The following is a 655-nucleotide window of genomic DNA, read 5'->3' on the forward strand; positions in this document are numbered from 1 at the left end:
GCGTAAATCAGCCAACGGATAAAGTGATCACTGAGCAGCTCAGCCTCCCTTTCCAGTTCGGCTGTTAAAAAAACAACACCGTTGTTTGAAAGCACCAGCAAATCAAGTGCTCACTCTTCTATTTTACAGTACCTGGCAACAGCACTTTGCGGTGCAGTCGATCAGATATCCGGAAGGTTGATCGTAAGCTTCAGCCTAGCGCTCTTCGAATTTAATGTCGTCGAGCTTCGGCCCAACCATTCCCCCGACCTACTCTTCCCTCCCCTAGAGACCCTAGCAGTCACTTGAATCGCGGCTGTCTGCGATAAGGTGTTGCTGGTAACTATTGCATCAGCGCCTGAAAACTCCACCTCGGCCGGCAGACTTGAGACCTTAAGTCGTATGGTAGCGAGAGGTACCTTGGAGCCCGATAGCGTCTGTACGAAAACGAACACACTGTCATCCAAAGCGACCTTTTCGAAAATTTCCGGGGAAATGTCCACCCGTACCTTGAGCGGTGTTGGTGGCAAGCCAGCAACATGGTTAATCTGTTGCCGCTGACCGAAAACTGACCCAGTAGAGGCTGTTCTGCCGACTGAAAACTGACCCAGGTGTTCAACTGCTTCTGCTCAATTTTTGAGCAGGAGAACACAGGGTGATCAGTATGGAAATGATG

At 50.2% G+C, this 655-nt stretch carries 1 protein-coding gene; it reads right to left on the reverse strand.

Translation table 11 applies throughout. The features are described 5' to 3' along the window. Positions 1-161 precede the first annotated feature (161 nt). Positions 162-482, reverse strand: coding sequence for a c-type cytochrome biogenesis protein CcmI/CycH (locus MF6396_RS29690; protein ID WP_032677089.1), 321 nt, complete (start codon positions 480-482; stop codon positions 162-164). Between the last annotated feature and the right edge of the window lie 173 nt (positions 483-655).

It is taken from the genome of Pseudomonas sp. MF6396, from assembly GCF_002018915.1.
Lineage (GTDB): Bacteria > Pseudomonadota > Gammaproteobacteria > Pseudomonadales > Pseudomonadaceae > Aquipseudomonas > Aquipseudomonas palmensis.